The 22,959-nt window shown below is 72.5% G+C and carries 16 protein-coding genes; 13 read left to right on the forward strand and 3 right to left on the reverse strand.

The features are described from left to right. Positions 1-155: 155 nt before the first annotated feature. Together ACFU7Z_RS01680 and ACFU7Z_RS01685 are read left to right on the forward strand one after the other, a co-directional pair. Complete coding sequence (locus ACFU7Z_RS01680; protein WP_375876013.1) at positions 156-1,715, forward strand: amino acid permease; 1,560 nt, start codon at positions 156-158, stop codon at positions 1,713-1,715. Between the two features lie 128 nt (positions 1,716-1,843). After that, entirely contained in the window at positions 1,844-3,280 is a 1,437-nt protein-coding gene (locus ACFU7Z_RS01685) for a glycosyltransferase 87 family protein (protein ID WP_380740790.1), read from the forward strand. A 52-nt stretch (positions 3,281-3,332) separates the two neighbouring features. Here ACFU7Z_RS01685 and ACFU7Z_RS01690 read toward each other — a convergent pair whose 3' ends face one another. Both ACFU7Z_RS01690 and ACFU7Z_RS01695 read right to left on the reverse strand, forming a co-directional pair. Beyond that, positions 3,333-5,102 (reverse strand): penicillin-binding transpeptidase domain-containing protein, encoded by a 1,770-nt coding sequence (locus tag ACFU7Z_RS01690; protein ID WP_380775267.1) that lies wholly within the window; start codon positions 5,100-5,102, stop codon positions 3,333-3,335. A gap of 186 nt (positions 5,103-5,288) precedes the next feature. Next, positions 5,289-7,070: a dolichyl-phosphate-mannose--protein mannosyltransferase gene (locus ACFU7Z_RS01695; RefSeq protein ID WP_079271913.1), complete on the reverse strand. Its 1,782-nt coding sequence runs from the start codon at positions 7,068-7,070 to the stop codon at positions 5,289-5,291. Positions 7,071-7,176: 106 nt separating this feature from the next. Between ACFU7Z_RS01695 and rsmI the strand changes: the two genes are divergently transcribed. The 7 genes from rsmI to ACFU7Z_RS01730 all read left to right on the forward strand — a co-directional run bounded on the left by rsmI (position 7,177) and on the right by ACFU7Z_RS01730 (position 15,350). Then, on the forward strand, positions 7,177-8,046 hold the full coding sequence (gene rsmI, locus ACFU7Z_RS01700; protein WP_049655606.1) for a 16S rRNA (cytidine(1402)-2'-O)-methyltransferase: 870 nt from the start codon (positions 7,177-7,179) through the stop codon (positions 8,044-8,046). 235 nt (positions 8,047-8,281) lie between these two features. After that, positions 8,282-8,707, forward strand: a complete 426-nt coding sequence (locus ACFU7Z_RS01705) for a hypothetical protein (protein ID WP_181970659.1) — start codon at positions 8,282-8,284, stop codon at positions 8,705-8,707. Between the two features lie 85 nt (positions 8,708-8,792). Further along, complete coding sequence (gene metG, locus ACFU7Z_RS01710) at positions 8,793-10,415, forward strand: methionine--tRNA ligase (protein WP_049655605.1); 1,623 nt, start codon at positions 8,793-8,795, stop codon at positions 10,413-10,415. 1 nt (position 10,416) lies between these two features. After that, complete coding sequence (locus ACFU7Z_RS01715; protein ID WP_380775269.1) at positions 10,417-11,295, forward strand: TatD family hydrolase; 879 nt, start codon at positions 10,417-10,419, stop codon at positions 11,293-11,295. A 117-nt stretch (positions 11,296-11,412) separates the two neighbouring features. Then, positions 11,413-12,477 carry a 16S rRNA (adenine(1518)-N(6)/adenine(1519)-N(6))-dimethyltransferase RsmA gene (gene rsmA, locus ACFU7Z_RS01720; protein WP_380775271.1) on the forward strand — a complete coding sequence of 355 codons (1,065 nt, stop codon included), beginning with the start codon at positions 11,413-11,415 and terminating at the stop codon, positions 12,475-12,477. Continuing rightward, positions 12,474-13,391: a 4-(cytidine 5'-diphospho)-2-C-methyl-D-erythritol kinase gene (locus ACFU7Z_RS01725; RefSeq protein ID WP_117489278.1), complete on the forward strand. Its 918-nt coding sequence runs from the start codon at positions 12,474-12,476 to the stop codon at positions 13,389-13,391. The genes rsmA and ACFU7Z_RS01725 overlap by 4 nt, the downstream gene beginning before the upstream one ends. Before the next feature lie 120 nt (positions 13,392-13,511). Then, a complete protein-coding gene (locus ACFU7Z_RS01730) occupies positions 13,512-15,350 on the forward strand; it encodes an ABC-F family ATP-binding cassette domain-containing protein (RefSeq protein WP_380775273.1) in 1,839 nt (612 codons plus the stop codon). Position 15,351: 1 nt separating this feature from the next. On the opposite strand, the gene ACFU7Z_RS01735 is transcribed toward ACFU7Z_RS01730, so the two are convergent. Continuing rightward, on the reverse strand, positions 15,352-17,379 hold the full coding sequence (locus ACFU7Z_RS01735; RefSeq protein ID WP_380775275.1) for an FUSC family protein: 2,028 nt from the start codon (positions 17,377-17,379) through the stop codon (positions 15,352-15,354). Positions 17,380-17,921: 542 nt separating this feature from the next. Here ACFU7Z_RS01735 and ACFU7Z_RS01740 point away from each other — a divergent pair. The 4 genes from ACFU7Z_RS01740 to ACFU7Z_RS01755 all read left to right on the forward strand — a co-directional run bounded on the left by ACFU7Z_RS01740 (position 17,922) and on the right by ACFU7Z_RS01755 (position 22,928). Beyond that, positions 17,922-18,404 (forward strand): hypothetical protein, encoded by a 483-nt coding sequence (locus tag ACFU7Z_RS01740; protein ID WP_117489285.1) that lies wholly within the window; start codon positions 17,922-17,924, stop codon positions 18,402-18,404. A 70-nt stretch (positions 18,405-18,474) separates the two neighbouring features. Next, positions 18,475-20,106, forward strand: coding sequence for a WXG100 family type VII secretion target (locus ACFU7Z_RS01745; protein ID WP_380775277.1), 1,632 nt, complete (start codon positions 18,475-18,477; stop codon positions 20,104-20,106). 98 nt (positions 20,107-20,204) lie between these two features. Beyond that, positions 20,205-21,599 carry a S8 family serine peptidase gene (locus tag ACFU7Z_RS01750; RefSeq protein WP_380775279.1) on the forward strand — a complete coding sequence of 465 codons (1,395 nt, stop codon included), beginning with the start codon at positions 20,205-20,207 and terminating at the stop codon, positions 21,597-21,599. A 57-nt stretch (positions 21,600-21,656) separates the two neighbouring features. After that, positions 21,657-22,928, forward strand: a complete 1,272-nt coding sequence (locus ACFU7Z_RS01755; protein WP_380775282.1) for a S8 family serine peptidase — start codon at positions 21,657-21,659, stop codon at positions 22,926-22,928. Positions 22,929-22,959: the final 31 nt, after the last annotated feature.

A 22,959-nucleotide genomic window follows, 5' to 3' on the forward strand; every position in this document is an offset into this window, starting at 1 on the left:
TGCTTTAGCGACCGGGCGGAGGATGCGCCGTTTACGAAGTGTCCGGTTTGTACATCGATATGCGCCGATTCGTACAATGCGCTGGTTGGGACTGTTCGTTTGCGACACTGGTGCTTTCGCGGGGTACTGTCCCATGTTTGTTCGGTTGGTCCCCGATGACACCCCCTGGCACGTCGGGTGACCGACTGCAAGGACACCCTCCCCCGCCCAGAAGGACCGTGGTTTTGGCCAGCAACACCATCGGTGCGCGTCTGCTGCGACGCAAGCCCGTCTCGACACTGATCGCCGAGACCGAAGGCGAGGACGTCCTCCCGGCCGGCGCGCCCGAGGAGGGCGGGCGCTCCGGCATCCACCTGCGCCGCTCGATCGGCCTGTGGCAGCTGTCCTCGATCGGCATCGGCGCGACCATCGGCACCGGCATCTTCTTCGTGCTGAACACCGCGGTGCCCTCGGCCGGCCCGGCCGTCATCCTGTCCTTCGTGATCGCCGCGGTCACCGCCGGGCTCACCGCGCTCTGCTACGCCGAGATGGCCTCCGCGATCCCGGTCTCCGGCTCCTCGTACTCCTACGCCTACGCCACCCTCGGCGAGGGCGTCGCCTTCGCCGTCGGCATCTGCCTGCTGATGGAGTACGGCGTCTCCGCCTCCGCGATCGCGGTGACCTGGGCCGAGTACCTGAACAAGTTCCTCGACCTGACCTTCGGGGTCACGATCCCCGAGCAGCTCTCCGGGGCGCCGGACAGCGGCCACTGGTTCAACCTGCCGGCGCTGCTGCTGGTCTTCATGGTCTGCTTCCTGCTGATCCGCGGCGTCAGCGAGTCGGTCAAGGTCAACGCGGTGATGGTCGCGATCAAGATCGCGATCCTGCTGATGTTCATCGGCATCGCGCTCACCGGCTTCCACTCCGGCAACCTGACCCCGTTCATGCCGCTCGGCATCAGCGGCGTGCAGATCGCCGCGTCCAGCATCTTCTTCTCCTTCATCGGCCTGGACGCCGTGTCCACCGCCGGTGAGGAGGTCAAGAACCCGCGCCGCACCCTGCCGCTGGCGATCATCATCTCGCTGGTCGTGGTGACCCTGCTCTACATCCTGGTCGCGCTGGCCGGCATCGGCGCCCAGCCGTGGACCAAGTTCGACGGCCAGGAGGCCGGCCTCGCCCAGATCCTCCAGGACATCACCGGCCAGAGCTGGCCCGCGATCGTCTTCGCGATCGGCGCGATCGTCTCGATCTTCAGCATCACCCTCGTGGTGATCTACGGCCAGACCCGCATCCTGTACTCGATGGGCCGCGACGGCATGCTGCCCAAGCGCTTCGCCAAGCTCTCCCCGCGCAGCGGCACCCCGGTCTGGAACACCGTCGTGGTGGGCCTCGGCGTCGGCGCGCTGGCCGCGTTCATCCCGCTGCGGGTCCTGGCCGACATCACCAGCCTCGGAACGCTCATCGCCTTCTCGGTGGTCTCGATCGGCGTGATCGTGCTGCGCCGCACCCAGCCCGACCTGCCGCGCGGCTTCAAGGTGCCCGGCTACCCCGTCGTCCCGCTGATCAGCGTCGGCTTCTGCGTCTACCTGATCACCGGCCTGCACGCCGACACCTTCCGGGCCGGGGCGATCGCCCTCGTCGTCGCCGTGGTCGTCTACTTCGGCTACAGCATCAAGCACTCCCGACTGGAGCAGGCCGAGCCGCAGTCCGCGCCCTCGGACAGCGCCGCCGGCTGACCCGGAGGCAAACCCCGTGTGAAGGGCCGCCGACCGCCACCGCGTCCGGCGGCCCTTTTCACGCCAACGCCCGTCCGGTGTCCGACACCATGGCGACAGGGCCCGGCTCCCACCCATAACCTTCCACCATGGTGAGCACCCGCACGCCCGGCTACCCCCGCCCGCGCGGCCGCTTCACCGGCCGCGGCGGAACGCCGGCCCAGACCTCCACGACCGAGGCGCCGTCCAGGCCACGACGGCCGCAGCGCGGCCTCTCCGTCCGGCCCTTCCCCCGCCAGCGCGGCGAGAGCACGTTTCCGCCCACGCCCGCCCGGCTGAACACCGCCCGGCTGGCCGGGCTCGCCTCGACGCGGACCGTCCAACTGCTCGGCTGCCTCGTCGCGGCCGGCTGGGCCGCCGCCTTCCCGCTCGTCTCCGACCTGCCCAACCAGCGGCAGTGGGGCCTGATCGCGGCCCCCGGCTACGTGCTGGCCGGAGTGCTCTGCCTGACCCTGCCGCGCCGCTTCGCGGCCAAGGCGGCCGCCTCGGTCGCCCTGGTCGGGGCCGTCCTGGTGCCGCTCGGGCTGCTCGCCCTGCAGGGCCGCCACCAGTCCGAGGTCATGGTGGTCGAACGCTCGGCCCACCTGCTGCTCACCACCGGCACCGCGTACCTGCCGCACCCGGCGGTGGTCACCGACTACAACCCGTACCTGCCGGCGATGTCCCTGTTCGGGATGCCGCGCCAGCTGTTCGGCGACTCCACCGCCGTCGCGCGGGTCGCCGGGGACGCCCGGATCTGGTTCGCGCTGACCTTCTTCGTCTGCATGCTGGCCGCCTGGCGGCTGCTGCGGCCCGCCCGCCCCGGCGGCGGCGACGGGCGCGCGCCGCTGCTGCCGCTGGCCGTCCTCACCGCCTCGCCGCTGATCGCGCTCGCCCTGGTGGTCGGCGGGGTGGACCTGCCGCTGATCGGCGTCTGCTGCCTGGCCATGGCGCTCGCCGAGCGGGACCGCACGGTCGCCGCCGGGCTGGTGCTCGCCCTCGCCTGCACCCTGAAGTGGACGGCCTGGCCCGCGCTGCCGGTGGCCGTCCTGCTGCTCTGGCGGCTGTACGGCCGGCGCCCGGCGGCCCGGACCGCGCTGATCGGGGTCGGGGTGAGCGCGCTGGTGATCCTGCCCTCCGCGCTGACCCAGGCCGACGCGCTGCGCGAACAGGTGGTGCGCTTCCCGCTCGGGATGACGGCGATCCGCACCCCGGCGGGCAGCCCGCTGCCCGGCAAGGTGCTGGCCGGCTTCGGGCCGACCGGGCACGCGATCTCGCTGGCGCTGATGACCGTGGCCCTGGTCGCGGTGGCGATCTGGCTGCTGGCCCGGCCGCCGGTCTCCGCGATCGCCGCGGCCGACCTGCTGGCCGCCGGGCTCGCGATCGCCTTCATGCTGGCCCCGGCCGGGCGGTTCGGGTACCTGGCGCTGCCGGCGGTGCTGGTGATCTGGCCCCGGCTGGCGGCCCGGCGCTGGAGCAGCCGGCGCCCGGTCCCGCCGGGCCGGGTGCGGCGGGGAAGGCCGCAGCCCGCCCTGCCGCGAGGCTGAGCGGGCTGTCGGCGGCCCGCCCGGCTCCGGGCGGGCGGGGGCTTGCGGGGGCTCAGCGGCCGCCGGCGGCCTTCAGGATGGAGGCGACGGCCGGGCCGGCCGCGTCCACGCCGTGGCCGCCGCCCTGCACCTCGGCGGCCACCGCGACGTTGCCGCGGTAGGCGGTGAACCAGCTGTTGGTGACGTCGACCCCGGCGACCTCGGCGGAGCCGGTCTTGGCGCCCGCGTTGTCGGTGATGCCGGCCATCACGTCCCTGGCGGTGCCGCCGGTGGCGGTGGCCGCCATCATCGCCTTCAGCTTGGCGTCGACGTCCGGGGAGAGCGGGCGGGCGGCCTTCTGCTGCGGCAGCTCGGCGACCAGGATCGGCTGCTTGAACTCGCCGCTCTGCACGGTGGCGGTGACCGAGGCGATGGCCAGCGGGTTCATCTGGACCTTGCCCTGGCCGATGTAGTTCATGGCCTGCTCGTCCTTGCTGCCCGGCACCGCCGGAACCTTGCCGTCGGTGTTCGGCAGGCCGGTCTTCCACTCCAGGCCGATGCCGAACACGTCCTTGGCCGTGCCGTTCAGCGTCTCGGGCTTGAGGCTGGTCAGGCCCTGGTTGATGAAGGCGGTGTTGCAGGACATCATGAAGTCCTGCTGGAGCGTGTTGTTCGGGAAGGCGCCCGGGAACGAGTTCGGGATCGCGTGCGGGTTGCTGCTCTTCTCCGGGCAGGCCACCACGGTGTCCGGGTTGACGCCGTTCTCCAGCAGCGCCGCCGAGGTGACGATCTTCATCGTCGAGCCCGGGGCGAGCAGCCCGGCGAAGGCCCGGTTCTGGCCGGTGGCCGGCGAGTTGGCGAAGGCCAGCACCTGACCGGTGCTCGGCTCGATCGCGACGATGGAGCCGGGCTTGCCCGCCAGGTCGGTCATCGCCTTCTCGGCGGCGGCCTGGAGGGTGTTGTCGATGGTGAGCTTGAACGGCTTGCCGGGCTTCGGCTCGACGATCGTGAACAGCTTGTCCTGGGGGCCCTTGCCGGCCGGGTCGGAGATCACCACCGCGCTGCCCGCGTCCTGGTCCTTGGCCGGGTCCGGCGGCAGCAGCTTGTTGGCGTTGTCCTGGAGGGTGGTCAGCAGCGACTGGGTGAGCGAGGCGCCCTGGACCGGCTTGCCGTTGCGGTCGACCACGGTGGACGGCGGGGCGAAGACCGGCTGGACGGCGATGGTCTCGTTGCCGGACAGGTGGGGGTGGATCACCGACGGCGCCCAGTGCACGGCCGGGGTGTTGTCGCTCATCTTCACGACGCCCAGGAAGCCCTGGTAGTCCCAGGCCCGGTTGGTGCCCGCGAACTCGGCGCGCGCCTTGTAGGACATCAGCGTGCCGGTGGGCGCGGGCGTGGCGGCCGCGGACGGCGAGTCGCCGGCGCCCGGCGTGCCGGTGGCGCCCGGGGTCGCGGAGGCCCCGGCGGTCGGCTTGGCGGCCGGGGCGGGGGTGCCGGTGGCGGCGGAGAAGACCTGCTGGGTGGTCGGGCCGAAGGGGGTGAGGGTCAGCGCGCTCGGCTTGACCTGGTCCCGGAAGGCGGTCAGACCGGCGGTGGCCGCGGCCGGGTCGTCGGTCAGCGAGGCCGCCTTGGCGATGTCGCCGGCCGCCCAGGCCGTCAGGAAGTCCTTCAGTCCGGCCGTCGCCTGGTCGGCGGTCGGTGGCTCGGCGACCACGGTGCGCGGCTTCTTGCCACCGGATACGCCGTCCGACTCGCTCACCAGGCTGTACACGCCGTAGCCGCCGCCCGCGAGGACGGCGATGGACACGCCGGTGATGATGCCGATCTTCGCGCCACTGCGCATGGTGCAGGTCCCCCAGGGGTCTCGCGGCCGGGCGCAACCGGCGGGGCCGGAAACGCGGTACCCCTCCACCCTAGGCAGCGCGGATCGGTGCGCCGGCGAATCGCCCGGCACTTGTGACGGATCTGGTACGTGTTGTGCACCGCATACGGACGGTTCGCGGGAACGCGGTGTGTCCGGGGCGGCGGGTCAGATCCAGGTGTTGAACCACATCCGGCGGCGCCAGTCCTCCAGCGGGATGGTCTGCCCGGTGAACAGCGGATAGAAGAAGAGGAAGTTCCAGACGATCAGCAGGACCAGCAGTCCGGCCGCCGCGGAGCCGATGATCCGGCGGTCCCGGGAGGCGCCGGCCGGCCCGATCAGGGCGCCGATCAGCATCGTCACCGCGAGCACCAGGAACGGGACGAAGACCACCGCGTAGAAGAGGAAGATCGTCCGCTGCTGGTAGGCGAACCAGGGCAGGTAGCCGGCGGCCAGGCCGCAGAGCAGCGCGCCGGCCCGCCAGTCCCGCCGGGCCACCCAGCGCCACAGGCAGTAGGCCAGCGCCGCGATGCCCGTCCACCACAGCAGCGGGGTGCCGATGCCCAGCACCTCGCGGGCGCAGTCGGCGGCGGTGCAGCCGGCCTGGCCGTACTTGGGGGACTCGTAGAAGAAGGACACCGGCCGGCCCAGCACCAGCCAGGACCACGGGTTGGACTGGTAGGTGTGCGGGTCGCTCAGGCCGACGTGGAACTCGTAGACCGTGGTGTGGTAGTGCCACAGCGAGCGCAGGGCCTCGGGTATCCACGGGAAGTCGGTGGAGCGGCCGACCGCCCAGTCCCGGCCCCAGCCGCCCTGGCCGGGAGCGGTGCTGCTGGCGAACCAGCCCCACCAGGACGCGATGTAGACCGCGACCGCGACCACGACCACCGAGACGAAGGCCGGCAGCACGTCCCGGGCGAGCACCGCCACGAACGGGCGCGGGGCGCCGGCCAGGCGGCGGGCGCCGACGTCCCAGAGCACCGTGAGCAGCCCGAAGGCCGCCGCGACGTACAGGCCGCTCCACTTGGTGGCGCAGGTCAGGCCGACGCAGACGCCGGCCGCGATCCGGTACGGGCGCCAGCCCAGGCCCAGCCGCTGGGCGAGCCGGGCGTCCTCGACCCCGCCCAGCCGCCGGGCCAGCAGGGCCCGGGTGCGGTCGCGGTCCAGCAGCAGGAAGCCGAAGGCGGCGAGGGTCCAGAACATCACCACCAGGTCGAGCAGCGCGGCCCGGCTGAGCACCAGGTGCAGGCCGTCCACCGCGAGCAGCAGGCCCGCCACGCAGCCCAGCAGGGTGGAGCGGAACATCCGGCGGGCGATCCGGGCCACCATCAGCACCGACAGGGTGCCGAGCAGGGCCACCGCGAACCGCCAGCCGAAGGGGTTCATGCCGAACAGCTGCTCGCCCAGGCCGATGATCCACTTGCCGACCGGCGGGTGCACCACGTACGAGGGCGTCGCCCGGTACGGGACGGCCGCGCCCGGCGTCATGATCGTGGTGTTGGCGTCCTCCGGCCAGTTGATCTCGTAGCCGCCGTGCCAGAGCGCGTACGCGTCCTTGGCGTAGTACGTCTCGTCGAAGATGATCGCGTGAGGCTGCCCCAGGTTCGTGAACCGCAGGAGGCCGGCGAAGACCGCCACCGCGACCGGACCCAGCCAGCCGGCCCAGCGGCAGAGGAAGAACCACAGGCCCTGCGGCAGCGAGACGCCCAGCCGCAGCAGCAGCGGCGACTGCGGCACGTCCCGGGGCGTCACCCGGGGGCCGTCCGGCATCGGCGGGGCCAGGCGCTCGGTGAGCGTCCCGGTCGGGCGGGCCGTGTAGCCGAACCGGGCCAGGCGCTCGCGCCAGCCGGCCGGCCCGTCCTGCGGTGGGCGGGGGGACGGCAGGCCGACGCCGCCGTACGCGGAGTGGTCCGTACCAGTGGGCGCCTGGGCCGCCGTGTCGCCGTTCATCCGCCACATCGTAGGGGCGCTCTTCGCACGCGTGTCCGCTCCCTCGGAAGCTGACCGAATCGTCACCAAAAACCCCGGGCGCCCGACAGCTGCGAGGATGGGGACCGTGACAGGAGTACTCGTTCTCGCAGGCACCCCCATCGGCGACGTCTCGGACGCCCCGCCCCGGCTCGTCGACGAACTGGCCACGGCGGACGTGATCGCGGCCGAGGACACCCGGCGGCTGCGCCGGCTCACCCAGGCACTCGGGGTGACCCCGGCGGGCCGGGTGGTCTCCTACTTCGAGGGGAACGAGGTCGGCCGCACCCCCGAACTGGTCGAGGCGCTGCTCGGCGGCGCCCGGGTGCTGCTGGTCACCGACGCCGGCATGCCCTCGGTCTCCGACCCCGGCTACCGGCTGGTCGCCGCCGCCGTGGCCGCCGACATCAAGGTCACCGCGGTGCCCGGGCCCTCGGCGGTGCTCACCGCCCTCGCGCTGTCCGGCCTGCCGGTGGACCGCTTCACCTTCGAGGGCTTCCTGCCGCGCAAGAGCGGCGACCGGGCCCGGCAGCTCGCCTCGATCGCCGCCGAACCGCGCACCATGGTCTTCTTCGAGGCGCCGCACCGGATCGCCGAGGCGCTGACCGCGATGGCCGGGGCGTTCGGGCCGGAGCGGCCGGCCGCCGTCTGCCGCGAGCTCACCAAGACCTACGAGGAGGTCAAGCGCGGGCCGATCGGCGAGCTGGCCGCCTGGGCGGCCGAGGGCGTCAGGGGCGAGATCACCGTCGTGGTCGCCGGCGCCCCGCCGGCCGCGCCCCAGGAGCTCACCCCGGCCGAGCTGGCCCGGCTGGTGGCCGTCCGCGAGGAGGCCGGGGAGCGCCGCAAGGAGGCCATCGCGGCCGTCGCGGTGGAGCTCTCGCTGCCCAAGCGGGAGGTCTTCGACGCGGTCGTGGCGGCGAAGCGGGAAGGCCTGGAAAGCGGCCTGGGAAAGGGGTGAATTCCGGGGGTTGCGTTGCTCACGGGGAGTCGTACCGTGGAGAGAAGGCCCCGGTAAACACCAGCTGAGCTGAAGTTTCGGCCGCGCTTCCCGGACCCTGCGAGGATTTTCGTATAGGTCTGACCAACGCGCATCCAAGTCTTCACAAGCCGGGCATCGGCCGGGGCGGTCCGGGCATTTCCTGGAAGGGAAAGACCCAGCCGGACGAGCGTCCGGCGGGCGCTGGGAGACGGCCATGAGCGATGTAGTCGGTACCCCCCGCAGTGGCAGCGCACTGAGCACCGCCGGTCTGGCCGGCCGGCCGCACACTCCCGTCGAGACCGTACGGGAGGCCTACTCCTTCGCGTGCCTGCGCTGCGGGTACGGCTGGGAGCAGGCGTACGACATCGAACACCACGTGGCCAACGACGGGCACGTCGTGTTCGAGTACCACGCCAACGGCGTCCGGGTGCCGTCCCCGCTGCTCAAGCCGACCTGCCCGGGCTGCGGCGGCCACACCGTGCGGATCATGCGCGAGGGCCGGGTCGCCTCCGCCGACCAGGCCTGGCAGCACGCCCCCGGCTACCCGGCGCACGCCGAGCCGGCCGGGGCGCCCGCGGCGGCCGAGCCCACCCGGCCGCGCGGACGCTGGGCCCGGTTCTGGTCGCGGCTGCTGGGCTGACACCGGGGCGACGGAACGGGGACCGCCCCCGGCCGGGAACAACTCGGTCGAGGGCGGTCCGCGTGCCCGACTAAGCTTTCCGACCATGGCGGCCACTGCAGACCACAGCACCACCGGGGCGAGCACCCCGGCGTACTACGTTTCCACCCCGATCTACTACGTCAACGATCGCCCGCACCTCGGCCACGCGTACACCACCGTGGCGGGCGACGTCCTCACCCGCTGGCACCGCCAGCGCGGCGAGAAGGTGTGGTACCTGACCGGCACCGACGAGCACGGTCAGAAGATCATGCGGACCGCCGAGGCGAACGGCGTCAGCCCGCAGGAGTGGTGCGACAAGCTGGTCGAGGAGGCCTGGAAGCCGCTCTGGCAGCACCTGGAGATCGCCAACGACGACTTCATCCGCACCACCGAGGAGCGGCACACCGCCCGGGTGCAGGAGTTCGTCCAGGACCTGTACGACAAGGGCGAGATCTACAAGGGCGGCTACTCCGGCCCGTACTGCGTCGGCTGCGAGGAGTTCAAGCTCCCCTCCGAGCTGCTCGACGGCGCCACCGGGGACGAGAAGCTCTGCTCCGTGCACAAGCGGCCCGTCGAGTGGCTGGAGGAGGAGAACTACTTCTTCCGCCTCTCCGCCTACGGCCCGCAGCTGCTGGAGTTCTACGCGGCGAACCCGGACTTCATCCAGCCCGCCTCGGCCCGCAACGAGGTGCTGCGCTTCGTCGAGCAGGACCTCAAGGACCTCTCGATCTCCCGCTCCACCTTCGACTGGGGCGTGCCGCTGCCCTGGGACGAGAAGCACGTCCTCTACGTGTGGGTCGACGCGCTGCAGAACTACATCACCGCGGCCGGCTACGGCAGCGACCCGGAGCGCTTCGCCGAGCTGTGGCCCGCCTCGGTCCACCTCGTCGGCAAGGACATCCTGCGGTTCCACGCCGTCATCTGGCCCGCCATGCTGATGGCCGCCGGGCTGCCGCTGCCCAAGCGGGTCGTCGCCAACGGCTGGCTGATGGTCGGCGGCGAGAAGATGTCCAAGTCCAACCTGACCGGCATCGCGCCCACCGACCTCACCTCGCACTTCGGCGTGGACGCGTACCGCTACTACTTCCTGCGGGCGATCCCGTTCGGCACCGACGGCTCGTTCTCCTGGGAGGACTTCACCGCCCGGTACACCTCCGAGCTGGCCAACGACTTCGGCAACCTGGCCTCCCGGGTCGCCGCGATGGTCGGCAAGTACTTCGACGGGGTGCTGCCCGCCGCCACCGCCGCGGGCGACGCCGAGCAGGCCGTCGCCGACGGGCTGACCAGGGCCGTCGAGACGGCCGACCGGAAGATCGGCGAGGAGCTGGACTTCGCCGGCGGCCTCGCGGCGATCTTCGAGTTCGTCAAGCAGGTCAACGGCTACCTCACCGAGCAGGAGCCCTGGAAGGTCGCCAAGGACGACTCGGCCGAGGGCCGGGCCCGCCTGGCCACCATCCTCTACACCGCCGCCGAGGCGCTGCGCGCCACCGCCGTGCTGCTCAACCCGGTGATGCCGACCACCGCCGAGAAGCTGTGGGTCTCGCTGGGCGCCGAGGCCGCCGGGCTGGGCGCGCTCTCCGCGCAGACCGTCGCCACCGTCGCCGACTGGGGCCGGCTGCCCGCCGGTGCCACCGTCACCAAGGGCGAGATCCTCTTCCCGCGCCTCGAAGAGAAGCCGACCGCCTGACATGGCCGCCAAGGACGACGCCCGGTCGACCCCGCCGCCGCTGCCGGAACCCCTGGCAGTGGCGGTGGCCGACTCGCACACCCACCTCGACATGCAGTCCGGCACCCCCGCCGAGGGCCTGGCGAAGGCCGCCTCGGTCGGGGTCACCACGGTGGTCCAGGTGGGCTGCGACGTGCCCGGCTCGCGCTGGGCCGCCGAACTGGCGGCGCAGTACGAGCAGGTGCACGCGGCCGTCGCCCTGCACCCGAACGAGGCGCCGCGGATCTTCCTCGGCGACGCGGACGGCTGGTCCGGCCAGCAGCGGAAGGCCGGCGGCGCCGCCGCGCTCGACGAGGCGCTCGCCGAGATCGACCGGCTCGCCGCACTGCCGCAGGTGGTGGCGGTCGGCGAGACCGGCCTGGACTACTTCCGCACCGGGCCCGAGGGCGTGGACATCCAGAAGGAGTCGTTCCGCCGCCACATCGAGATGGCCAAGCGGCACGGCAAGGCCCTGGTCATCCACGACCGGGACGCCCACGAGGACGTCATCGCCGTCCTGCTGGCGGAGGGCGCCCCGGAGCGGACGGTCTTCCACTGCTACTCCGGCGACGCGCAGATGGCGAAGACCTGCGCCGAGCACGGCTGGTACCTCTCCTTCGCCGGCCCGGTCACCTTCAAGGCCAACCAGCCGCTGCGCGACGCCCTGCTCGCCACCCCGCTGGACCGGATCCTGGTCGAGACCGACGCCCCCTTCCTCACCCCGCACCCGTACCGCGGCCGCCCGAACGCCCCGTACCTGATCCCGGTCACGGTGCGCTCGATGGCCGCCACCCTGGGCCTGGCCGAGGACGAGCTGTCCACGGCCATCGCGGCGAACACCGCCCGGGCCTTCGGGTACTGACGCCGGGGCCCCGGGGCCCGAGCGTGCGGTCGGGGCCCCGTCCGGATCGGCGCGTGGTCGGGCCCCGTCCGGATCGGCGCGTCCGGACGGCGGCCCCGGCGCCCGTATCCTTGGCGCGTGAGCACCACCGACCCCACCTCTGACAGCCGCCCCCAGCCTCCGGCCGGGGGGACCCCCTTGCTGGGCAGTGCCGACATCCGGGAGCTGGCGGCCGCGTTCGGCGTGAAGCCGACCAAGCAGCGCGGGCAGAACTTCGTCATCGACGGCAACACCGTGCGGCGGATCGTCCGGGCCGCCGAGGTGACGGAGCAGGACGCGGTGGTGGAGGTCGGGCCCGGGCTCGGCTCGCTCACGCTGGCGCTGCTGGAGGTCGCGCGGCACGTGACCGCGGTCGAGATCGACCCGGTGCTGGCGCGGCACCTGCCGGACACCGTCGCCGCCCGGATGCCCGGCAAGGCGGACGCCTTCGACCTGGTGTTCAGCGACGCCATGGAGGTCACCGAGCTGCCCGGCCCGGCTCCCACCGCGCTGGTCGCCAACCTCCCGTACAACGTCGCGGTGCCCGTCCTGCTGCACATGCTGGCGACCTTCCCCAGCATCGAGCGGACCCTGGTGATGGTGCAGAGCGAGGTCGCCGACCGGCTCGCCGCCAAGCCGGGCAACAAGGTGTACGGCGTCCCGTCGGTCAAGGCCAACTGGTACGCCGAGGTGAAGCGGGCCGGCGCCATCGGGCGGAACGTGTTCTGGCCCGCCCCCAACGTCGACTCCGGGCTGGTCTCGCTGATCCGCCGCGAGCCGCCGAAGACCAGCGCCAGCCGCGAGGAGGTGTTCGCGGTGGTCGACGCCGCGTTCGCCCAGCGGCGCAAGACCCTGCGCGCCGCGCTGGCCGGCTGGGCGGGCTCCGCCGCCGGGGCCGAGCAGGCGCTCGCGGCGGCCGGCATCGACCACAGGCTGCGCGGCGAGATGCTGACGGTGGAGCAGTTCGCCGCGATCGCCGAGCACAAGCCCGCCCAGGCCGAGGGGGCCGAGGGGGCCGGTCAGCGGACCGGCCGGGCCGGGGCCGCCGAGCGCAAGCCGGTCCGGTCCGCGGCCGCCGAGCCCGGAGCCGCTGAGCCCGGGGCCGCCGAGTCCGCTGAGCAGGCGCCCGCGTCCGCCGAGCAGACGACCGAGGACAGCGAGTGATCACCGTACGGGTACCGGCCAAGGTCAACGTCCAGCTGGGGGTCGGAGGGCTGCGCGCCGACGGCTTCCACGACCTGGCCAACGTCTTCTTCGCCGTCGCCCTCGGGGACGAGGTCACCGCCACCGCGGCCGAGGGCGTGACGCTGAGCTGCTCCGGGCCGGACGCCGCCGCCGTCCCGCTGGACGACAGCAACCTCGCCGCCCGCGCCGCCCGGCTGCTCGCCGCCCACCACGGCATCGCCGACCCGGGCGTGCACCTGCACATCGCCAAGGCCATCCCGGTGGCCGGCGGCATGGCCGGGGGCAGCGCCGACGGCGCGGCCGCGCTGGTCGCCTGCGACGCGCTCTGGCAGCTGGACACCCCGCTCCCCGTGCTGCTGGAGCTGGCCGCCGAACTCGGCTCCGACGTGCCGTTCGCCCTGGTCGGCGGCGTCGCCCTCGGCCGCGGCCGCGGCGAGATCCTGGAGCCGCTGGCCGTCGAGGGCACCTTCCACTGGGTCTTCGCGGTCGCCGAGGGCGGCCTGTCCACCCCCGCCGTGTTCCGCGAGTGCGACCGGCTGCGCGAGGAGGCCGGCACCGGCTCCAGCGACACCGACGTCCCCACCCCGGACGCCGACCCGGCGCTGCTCGCCGCCCTCGCCGAGGGCGACCCCGTCGCCCTGGCCGCCGCCCTCGCCAACGACCTCCAGCCCGCCGCGCTCTCGCTGCGCCCCGCGCTCGCCGCCACCCTGCGGGCCGGCACCGAGGCGGGCGCGCTCGGGGCACTGGTCTCCGGCTCCGGGCCGACCTGCGCCTTCCTGGTCAAGGACGCCGAGGCCGCCGCCGCGGTCGCCGGGGCGCTGCGGGCCTCCGGCACCTGCCGGACCGCGCACGCCACCCACGGGCCGGTGCCGGGGGCGTCCGTCGCGGGCTGACGCGGTGAGGCCGCTGCGGCTGGCCCATTAGGCTGGGGAGATCGGGGTGTCCCGAGAGGGGCATCCGGCCGTCGAGCGGCGGGCCGCCCCGCGACCGCCGAACCCTGGAGCGCAGCACACGTGGCCGTCAACCTCGCCACCATCGAGTCCGTCACGAAGGTCTACGGCACCCGCGCCCTGCTGGACGCGGTCAGCCTGGGCGTCAGCGAGGGCGACCGGATCGGCGTCGTCGGCCGCAACGGCGACGGCAAGACCACCCTGATCCGGATGCTCGCCAAGCTGGAGGAGCCCGACGGCGGCCGGATCACCTGGAACGGCGGCCTCGAACCGGCCGTCCTCACCCAGCACGACTCGCTCGACCCGAAGGCCACCATCCGGCACGAGGTGATCGCCGGCCGGGCCGACCACGAGTGGCTCGGCGACGCCCGCATCCGCGACATCATCGAAGGCCTCTTCGGCGGCCTCGACCTGCCCGGCTTCGCCGACGGCCTGGACACCGTCATCGGCCCGCTCTCCGGCGGCGAGCGCCGCCGGATCGCCCTCGCCAAGCTGCTGCTCGGCTCGCCCGAACTGATCATCCTGGACGAGCCCACCAACCACCTCGACGTCGAGGGCATCAACTGGCTCGCCCAGCACCTGCAGAAGCGCCGCTCCGCGCTCGTCTGCGTCACCCACGACCGCTGGTTCCTCGACCAGGTCTGCACCCGGATGTGGGACGTCCAGAACGGCGAGGTGCACGAGTACGAGGGCGGCTACTCCGACTACGTCTTCGCCCGCGCCGAGCGCTCCCGGATCGAGGCCGTCGAGGAGCAGAAGCGCCAGAACATGGCCCGCAAGGAGCTGGCCTGGCTGCGCCGCGGCGCCCCCGCCCGCACCTCCAAGCCGCGCTACCGGATCGAGGCCGCCAACGCCCTGATCGCGGACGTGCCGGACCCGCGCGACAAGTCCGAGCTGATGAAGTTCGCCAACGCGCGGCTCGGGAAGACCGTCTTCGAGCTGGAGGGCGTGACCGTCACGGCCGGCCCGAAGCTGCTGCTGGAGAACCTCACCTGGCAGCTCGGCCCCGGCGACCGGATCGGCCTGCTCGGCGTCAACGGCGCCGGCAAGACCTCGCTGCTGCGCGCGATGCGCGACGCGTACGCCTCCGAGGGCGACGTCCAGCCGGCGTCGGGCGTCATCAAGGTCGGCAAGACCGTGCGGCTGGCCTACCTGTCGCAGGAGGTCGCCGAGCTGGACCCGGCGACCCGGGTGCTCCAGGCCGTCGAGCAGGTCCGCTCGCGGGTCGACCTCGGCAAGGGCCGGGAGATGAGCGCCGGCCAGCTGTGCGAGCAGTTCGGCTTCGGCAAGGACAAGCAGTGGACGCCGGTCGGCGACCTGTCCGGTGGCGAGCGGCGCCGCCTCCAGCTGCTGCGGCTGCTGATGGACGAGCCCAACGTGCTGTTCCTGGACGAGCCCACCAACGACCTGGACATCGAGACGCTCAACCAGCTGGAGGACCTCCTCGACGGCTGGCCCGGCTCGATGGTCGTCATCAGCCACGACCGCTTCTTCATCGAGCGCACCACGGACACCGTCCACGCGCTGCTCGGCGACAAGAAGATGCGGATGCTGCCGAACGGCGTCGACGAGTACCTGGAGCGCCGGGCCAGGATGGCCGCCGCGGCCACCGTCGCCGCTCAGGCCGGCGCCGCCGCCCCGACCGCCACGGCCGTCGCGGAGGACGGGGGCGCGGCCCCCGCGCTGTCCGGCGGGGACCTGCGGGCGGCGAAGAAGGAGATGCAGAAGCTGGAGCGGCAGATCGCCAAGCTGGACGAGAAGGAGTCCAAGCTGCACGCCCAACTCGCCGAGCACGCCGCCGACTTCTCCAAGGTCGCGGAGCTGGACGCGCAGCTGCGCGCGGTCCGGGACGAGAAGGAGGAGCTGGAGATGGGCTGGCTGGAGCTGGCCGAGCAGGTCTGAGCTAGTCGTCCGGTCGGGTACGGAGGAGCGCTTCGAGCTCCTCCGCCGCACGGCCCAGCGCGCTGCGCGTCGGGTCGTGCGGGGCGGGTGCTGCGACTGTCGGGGTCGCCGCGGCCGCCGGGGACGTCGGGGGTGTCGGCGCGCTTGGGGCCGTCGGCGGGCGGTGCGCGCGGGCGCTGGCGGTCAGTTCGTCCAACGCGCGCCGCACCCGGTCGACCTCGGCCGGGTCCGGCACCCGGCCGCCGTACCGGATCTGCGCCGCGAAGGCCGCCACCGCGCCGCCCAGCCGCTCCAGCGCCGCCGTCGCCGGCAGCCACCGCTCGGCCAGCCGGCCGGTGGGCGGCGGCTCGGCCAGCCCCTGCTGCACCTCCCGGCGGGCGTCCGCCAGGGCCCGGTAGGCCGTACGGCGCAGCCACACCTGGGCGGTGCCGGTCCGGCCGCCGTCCTGGTCGCTGTTCGGGCCGCTGTCCGGGCCGTCGTCCTGGCCGGCGCCGCGGACGACGGCGTCCAGGTAGGCCCGCAGCGCCGTCGTCGCGTCGACCAGCCTGGGCTCGATCCGGTGGTGCGGGCGCTCCGGCCACAGCAGGTAGCCGAAGAGCAGCACGATCGCGCTGGCCAGCACGGTGTCCAGGACCCGGGGCCAGAACTCGGCGGCGCTGCTCTGCCCGCCGAGCTGGAGCAGGACCAGCGCCATCGGCGTCATCACCACGGTGTTCAGCCCGTAGTGCGCCGCCGTGGCGTACGGGAGCAGGGCCACGCAGCCGGCGGCCATCGCGGTCAGCGCCCACTCGTCGGTGGTGGCCATGAGTAGAGCCGCGGTCACCGCCACCCCGAGCACCGTGCCGACCGAGCGGCTCACCGCGCGCAGGAACACCGAGCCGAGGTCCGGCTTCAGCACGAAGGCGATCGTCATCGGCACCCAGTAGCTCTTGCTGAGCGGGTAGTTGGCGGTGACCGCCGAACCGACCGCGATGCACAGCGCGACCCGCAGCCCGTACCGGACCGAACCCCGGGACAGCAGCCGCACCCGCAGCCGCCAGGGGTCCGGCGGCGGCGCGGGGGCGGTGCCGAGCCGGGTGTCGCGGCCGGCCACGGTGTCGGCGGCGGCGCGCAGGGCCACGTCCAGGGCCTGCCGCGAGGGGGTGTCGGGCCGCCAGTCGGGGACGGCGACCTCGCCGCCGCCCCGCCGCACGGCGGCCGCCAGCCGGTTCGGCACCTCGGCCACCTCGGGCGGGACCGGGCGGCGCGCCCACAGCAGGCCGGTCGCCGCCTCGGTGGCGGCGAGGGCCGCCTCGTACATCCGGGCCCGGCGGTTCCGCCTGCTTCGGTGGTCCTGCCGTTCCCGGCGGTCCCTCCGATGCGTGCCGAGGAGGTCCTGGAGCTGGTTCAGGCGGGCCGTCAACACCTGGCGCGAGGCCCCCGCCCGCGGGCCGCCCAGGTCGGCGAGCGTACGGCCGAGCGCGTCGTACGCGGCGGCCAGCGCCCGGTTGCGCGGATCCGCGGCAGGCCGGTTCGGCGCACCCGCCGGCAACCCGAGCAGCACCACGAACGCGGCCCCGACCGGCAGCATCGGCGCCGCCGCCCACCACGGCTGCGGCAACGGCATCCCACTGCCCAGCGCCGCCGACACCAGCATCAGCATCCCCGCCGCCGAACCGCGCGGACCGGTCGCACTCAGCGCACCCGAGGCGAAAGCGGTCAGCGTCAGCACGACACCCAGGACGAGGCCGTCCGCGTCCGCGTGCTGGAGCGCGGTGCCGATCAGCATGCCGAGCGCCGAGGCGAGGACCGCCGTCCCGATCCGGGCGGCCCGCAACCTGCCCGGCTCGGCCCGGTCGTTCATCGTCGCGTGCATCGCCCCGAGCCCCGCGAACACCCCCAGATCCAGCCGGTGCACCAGCAGCCCCACCGCCAACGGCACCGCCATGCCCACCGCCGCCCGCACCATCAACGCCACCGGCACCGGCGGCCGCGCGGGCCGCGCCGCACGGGCCCACCAGGGGGAAGGGGAGACGTCGGGAGAGCTCACGCGGTCACGTCCGTTCTGCGGCCTGGGGTCGCTGCTGTGCGACATTGCGCGGCAGATGGGGCGTACCGGGTCAGTCTACCCAGGCCGTCCGCGGCGGCTCCCACATGTCAAGTTCGTACCGATCGCGTACGGGCGGGCCAAGGTCCCTGCCGGTCCGACAGAGGCGATGGCTACGATGACGGAGGCGGAAACCGTCCACAGGGCGGACGGTGTACCGACCAGGACGGTACGACCCAGAAGTTGACGGTGTGTTGCGGAACGCGGCCGCCCGGGACGCCCCGGGCGCGGCGGGCCGTACGGGGGAGAGGTGAACTGCCGTGGCAGGCAATGGTGCAACTAGTTCGGGGACGCCGACTCCGTCAGCGAGTCCGTCGCCCAGTCCTACGCCGACACCCTCGGCGAGTCCTACGCCCAGCCCTTCGCCGAGCCCGGCCCCGAGCCCTACGACGACTGCCGCGCCCAGCCCTTCGGCCAACCCGGCACCCAGCGCGTCGGGGACCGACCCGGGCAGCCAGGCGCCTGCGAACGACTCGGCACCGTTCATGCTGGACCAGAAGCTCCCGTGGCCGCTGGGCGGGATCAACATCGCCCCCGTCGTCAGCACGGTGCAGACCAACGTCAGCGCCAGTGACCTGGTGGCGGCCTTCGGGAAGCAGAACGTCCAGGTCGAGCTCGACACGCTCACGACGTTCGTGGGCAAGATCGAGGCCCTGCTCGCCGCGATGGAGGGCTCGCCGGCCGCGCCGTACAAGCTCCAGGAGCAGAAGCTGACGGGCAAGAGCTTCGCGAGCGCGGAGTTCGCCGAGGCGACCGCGCTGACCACCGCCTACGGGAAGGTGCACGCCCAGCTCGTCCAGCTGCACAAGGACTTCGTGTCGCAGATCCAGGCGATGCAGACGGCGGTTACGCGGACGGCCAGCATCTACGCGACCAACGAGGACCACACGACGGCCGCGCAGAACGCCGTCGCGAAGAACGCGGGTGTCACCACGTCGGCACCTGGGTCGGGCGACGGAAAGTACTGATGGCGGTCTGGGGAGAGTCCTACGGGGAGACGGGGAGCAAGTAGTGTCAGGCAGCACGAACTTCGAAAGCATGGAACACGCCCACCTGCGGAAGATGGTGGACAGCACGGACCCGACGACGGTCCTCAGTCGCGGCACCCAGCTGCAGTCGGCCGGGCGGGTGCTGAAGGAACTGAGCACGGCGCTCAAGTCGCATGTCGGCAACGTCACCTGGGAAGGCCCGGCTGCCGAGAGCTTCAAGACCTGGGTGAACAACCTCCAGCAGTCGGCGCAGATCATCGGTGACCACGCCACGACCGCGGGCGATGCGATGCACCAGGCCGGGGAGGCACTCAGCACCGCCAAGGTCGCTGTGCCGGAGCCTCCGCAGACGGAGATCCAGGCGGTCGACAGGCACAACAGCCAGTCGAACCTGCTCAATGTTCCCCAGCTTGCCGTCGGCCAGACCGTCGACGAGTACATGAAGACGGTCAACCCCAAGTGGGTGACGTCGACGGAGTACGTCCAGGCGAAGGCGAAGGTCGAGAAGGAGCACCAGGAGGCCGTTCTCCAGATGGAGAAGCTGGCCCAGGCGTACAGCGCGGCGACGACGACGCTGAACGGGATTCCGTCGGACGTGGTGCTGCCCGGGACACCTGGTGACGGCACCGGCAAGGACGATGCGTCAACTGTTACGGGTGGCAGCGGTGGCTCGGTAGGCTCTGGCGGCCCCGTCCGCAATCCGCGTTCGGGCGGCGGAAGCGTCGGCGGTGGCTCCGACCCGTCCGGTGGGGGCGGCTACGGCGGAGGAAAGGTCCTGCCCCGTGACCCGGGATCGGGCGGCCCCGGCCCGTCCAACCCGGGCAACACCCCGCCCCCGCCGCACGGTGGCGGCGGCCAGCTGCCGCCCGCGCCGCAGGACCCGGGGACCTCGACCCCGCCGTCGTACCCGTCGGACCCGGTCAACCGTCCGGGCACCGACCTCAACAGCCTGCCCACCCTGCCGACCCTGCCCACGCAGACCGGCCCGTACGGCCCCGGCGGCGGCCAGCTGCCGACGGACGGACCGACCACCCTTCCCGGCTACCCGAACGGGCCGGGTGGCCCGGGCGGCGGGCCCGGCGTTCCCGGTGGCGGCCCGGTCACGGGCATCCCGGGTGGACCGGGCGGCGGCACCGTCCCGACCAAGGGCGGTGGCACCGGGTACGTCCCGGGCAAGGGCGGCGGCCAGATCCCGGTGCGCACGACCCCGTTCGGTGGCGGCCCCGGGCAGGGGAGGAGCGGCACCCCCGGCCTGCCCAGCGGGACGGTCTTCGGCGCCCGTGAGGCGGGGCCGGGCGGCGGCGGCCGGGTCGGCGGGCCCGGTGGCATGGGTGGCGGCATGCACCCCGGCATGGGCGGTGCCCACGGCGGTGCGGTCGGCGCCGGCGGAGGCTCGCGCGGCCGGGGCCTGTCCTCGACCACGGGTGGCACGGTCGGTGGCCGCAAGGGCCCGACGGCCGGCGGGGAGTTCACGCCGGGCGGTACCGGTCTGCGCAACCGCGCGGCGGGTGCCGGCGAGGGCGGCCCCCAGGCCAGGCAGAACGGCATGATGGCCCCCGGAGCGGCGGGCCACGGCGGCCGGAAGGAGCGCGACCGCCGCCAGCGGGCCGACTACCTGCACGAGGACGAGGAGACCTGGACCAGCGGTACGCCGCACAGCAATCCGGACGTGATTGAGTAGGACGGCAACGACTGCCCGGCCACTGGGCATCCCCAGTGGCCGGGCAGTCACGTTCAGGGCACTGGTCTTGCTGACGGGGACATTGACGAGGAGTTGTGATGGGGCGGACGAACGCGCGGGCGCGTTGGCGGGCTGCTGCTGCGGCGCTTCTGGCGGCGGGAATCGTGGTCGGCCCGGTCGCAGCACCCGCGGTTGCCGAGGACACGATCCGGCAGCAGCAGTGGCATCTGGAGGCGATGCACGCTCCGGAGATGTGGAAGGTCACCAAGGGGCGGGGCATCACTGTCGCGGTGATCGACAGCGGGTTCAAGCTGGATCATCCTGACCTGGAGGGGCAGTTCCTGCCGGGCCAGGACTTCAGCGGAAGCCCCGGAGGTGTGGGTTCGGCCGCGGACGGCCATGGCACGGGTATGTCCAGCCTCATCGCCGGAACGGGCAAGGGAAACGGGGGGACGGGTGCGCTGGGGTTGGCGCCGGGTGTCAAGGTACTTCCGTTGAAGATCAACACCGGCAAGGTCGGCTCAATCGTCTCGACTGATTTCCTTGGTCAGATCGGGCAGGCCATCAGCTATGCGGTCGATCAGGGCGCCAAGGTCATCAATATTTCGCAGGGGATTGACGCGGTAACGGCCTACCCGGCGGACGTCACGAAACTGAACGGGATCATCGCGGCAGCCAGGGACAAGGGAGTCCTAGTATTCGCCAGCGTCGGAAATGAAGCCGAGAAGGGGAATCCGGTCGAGTATCCCGGAGCGCTTCCCGGGGTGGTCGGCGTGGGAGCTTCGGATCGAAATGGCACTGTTACGGCGGAGTCCGAACGGGGCCCCCAGGTGGTGTTTGTCGCGCCTGGCATGGATATGATCGCGGCTTGCACCTCACCCACGGGCTATTGCAAGAGTCACGGGACCTCTGACTCGACCGCGATGGTGTCGGCCTCGGCGGCATTGGTGTGGGCGGCGCATCCGGACTGGACGGGGAACCAGGTCCTGCGGGTGCTCATCAATACCGCAGGGAAGGCGAATGACGGGTCCGGTCGCAATGACCTCATCGGTTTCGGTGCGGTGCGGCCGCGTATTGCTTTGACGGATCCGGGAGATCCTGGTCCCGCGAACGTGTCACCGCTCCCGGTTGGCACGCCTGCACCGTCGGGGGCCCCGTCGCCTTCGGCGACCGCGCCTGCTGCTGGGTCTGCGGTGCCGATCCCGGTCGAGACTCCGACCGATGTGGCCGCCGGTGCGCCGTCGGTGCAGCCGAAGGCTGAGGCGTCCTCGGGCTCCGGCGGTGCGTTGCCGATCGTGGCGGGTGTGGTGGCCGGGTTGGTGTTGGTGGCGGGAGTGGTGTTCGCGGTAGTGAGGCGTCGGAAGCCGGCCGCGCAGCCGGACGTGGCCCAGGTGCCGCCGCTGCCGTCGCAGCAGCCGATGGGGGCGGTGCCGCCGGCTCCGCCGTCGTACCAGCCGCCGGTGCCGCCGGAGGACAATCCGTACACGAGGTAGTTCACGTTGTTGGGGGAACGCGGGATGTGGGGTCGTCGGCTTGTGGCCCTGGGGGTTGTGAGCCTGGGCGTGGTGGGGAGCGCGGTGACACCGGCTGCCGCCGATGGCTCGATTCGTGCTGATCAGTGGCACCTGGACGCGATGCACGCACCTGAGGTGTGGAAGGTTTCCAGGGGCCAGGGCATCACTGTCGCGGTGATCGATGGCGGGTTCAAGCTGGACCATCCGGACCTCGTGGGACAGCTCCTCCCTGGTAAGGACTTCAGTGAGAGCCCGGGCGGCGTCGGCTCGTACGCTGACGGCCACGGTACGGCGATGGCCGGCCTCGTCGCAGGATCCGGAAAGGCCAGTGGCGGCACGGGGGCGTACGGCCTTGCTCCTGCTGCCAAGGTCCTTCCACTGAAAATCAATAACGGGTCCGTAGGGGCCGTGGTTTCGGCGGATTTTCTGGGGCAGATCGGGCAGGCTGTCACGTATGCGGTCGAGCAGGGTGCCAAGGTCGTCAATATCTCGCAGGGAATCTCTGCCGTCACCGCATCTCCTGCTGACGCGGAGAAGCTGAGCAAGACCCTGGCCTGGGCGCGGGCGAAGGGTGTTCTGGTGTTCTCCAGTGTGGGTAACTCCTACCAGTCAGGAAATCTTCTCGAGTATCCGAGCGGCCTGCCGAACGTGGTCGGGGTGGGCGCGATCGACCGCAACGCCACCGTGACTTCGGGGTCCCAGCAGGGGGCGCAGGTCATTCTCTCCGCGCCTGGTGTTGACATCGTCGAGGCATGCACCGGGAATACCGGGTACTGCAAGGGCCATGGCACATCGGACTCTTCTGCTCTGGCTTCAGCCTCGGCCGCATTGATCTGGTCCGTGCACAAGGACTGGACCGCGAATCAGGTCCTGCGGGTCCTCATCAATACCGCGGGGAAGCCGAACGACGGTTCCGATCGCAACAACATCATTGGTTATGGCGTTGTCCGGCCGCGTATCGCGTTGACGGATCCGGGGGACCCGGGTCCGGCGGATGTTTCGCCGGTTCCGGGTGATGCGGCGACACCGTCGTCGGTTCCGTCGCCTTCGGCAACCGCCTCGGCTGCCGCATCCGCTGTTCCAGGCCAGGCCGGAAGCCCGACCGATGTGGCTGCCGGTGCGCCATCGGCGCGGCCGAAGGCTGAGGCATCGTCGGGTTCGGGCAGTGCGTTGCCGATCGTGGGGGGTGTGGCGGCCGGGTTGGTGTTGGTGGCCGGTGTGGTGTTCGCAGTGGTGCGGCGCCGGAAGCCGGCCGTACAGCCCGAGGCGGTTCGGGTGCAGTCGGAGGGCAACCCGTACGCGAGGTAGGTCACGTTGTTGGGGGAGTACGGGATGTGGG

The sequence above is a fragment of the Kitasatospora sp. NPDC057518 genome, assembly GCF_042802075.1.
Taxonomy (GTDB): domain Bacteria; phylum Actinomycetota; class Actinomycetes; order Streptomycetales; family Streptomycetaceae; genus Kitasatospora.